The 1,281-nt window shown below is 32.5% G+C and carries 2 pseudogenes; both read left to right on the top strand.

Annotated features, from left to right (window positions below):
• A pseudogene (locus JCM21531_RS17245) lies at positions 1-580 on the top strand (copper amine oxidase N-terminal domain-containing protein); the annotation flags it as partial.
• A 179-nt stretch (positions 581-759) separates the two neighbouring features.
• Positions 760-1,281, top strand: a pseudogene (locus JCM21531_RS23290) (hypothetical protein); the annotation flags it as partial.

Raw genomic sequence — 1,281 nt, 5'->3', positions numbered from 1 at the left:
CTGGAATGCAAATATAAAAACGGTGTATATAGATATGAATGGTAATGTAATACCTTCTGCAGATCCTGCGGAAGGAACAGTTAAGTACTATGATGGAATAGCTTTTAATGATGTAACAGATGTTGACCCCTATGGCAGAATAAAGATTGAAAAATCAAAAGAGTTTTTGCTCAAGTTGGCAGATCAACTGAGATTTGTGAAGGAAGGTGGGAAATACTATATAGAATGTACATATCCTGAAATACCAGAAGGTTACGAGTGGGGATTGGGCATAACAGTTTTCAGCAAAGATGGTACTTATATTACATATTCTCCAGTTGGGCGTAATCCAAAATGGTTAATACCAGCAGAAGGAGCATTTAGAAAAGAAGCTACAGATGTTACTAACATAAAAGATGTAGATTTTATTACTATTTTAATTTCATTAGATCATCTAAAAACTGAAAGTTTAGGGAAATTGAATATAGTTTATTCTATGGATAAGTCAGACATGAGAGCAAAGTTTATACCAGAGTCGGGGACTATACCTATAGAAAATTATTCATCGACATTTGACTTTGCTAAAATGTTTCAATGGTAGAATGAATTAGGGGGAAAGATAGTGCGTAGTAGAATTTTCTATGTAATATTTCTTACACTGATAATTCAAAACATTTTCTTTTTGGGTTTTATAGCCATAGCATAGTAAATGCAGAGACACCAAAAGTTGAGGTTCTTATAGAGGGAGTAGATGAAAAACCAAAAGGAAGAATAATTGGTGTGTATGGACCCGTTACAAAGGAAATTGAATTATGGCATTATAGTGGTGGTTATTGGGGGTATAAAGGTATAAAAATAAATGATAAGGAACTGGGTGGCAATCTTGATGAAGAAGAAGCTCTTGAAAAAGCAATTAATGAAAAGATTAAGTTCGATTATCCTATAGACTCTGAACTTTATAGAAAGTTGAGAGAAGAGGGAGATATAAAGGTTGTATGTTCGACAACATTAAAAGATGAAGTTACAATGGAAAATAAGTCTTTTTTAGATTTGTTTTATGATACACCAACAATAGAAATAAAGGATGGAAAAATATACTTTTCTGCCAAGCCTAGATTTCATTTTTACACCAAGAACTATATAAATTTTCAAACTATTATTGGAGAGAAACTTAATGTAATAATACCAATAGTTGACCCACAATATGGATTCAATACATATGCAATATGGAAAAGGACTGAAGCTGTAGATTGGGGAGGAGCTTTGGGTTATTTTGACAAGAATAATGTATTTGCATTTGCA

Source organism: Acetivibrio straminisolvens JCM 21531 (genome assembly GCF_000521465.1).
Classification (GTDB): domain Bacteria; phylum Bacillota; class Clostridia; order Acetivibrionales; family Acetivibrionaceae; genus Hungateiclostridium; species Hungateiclostridium straminisolvens.
The sequence above is the reverse complement of the archived record's forward strand: the minus strand, read 5'-3'. Positions and strand labels throughout refer to the sequence as shown.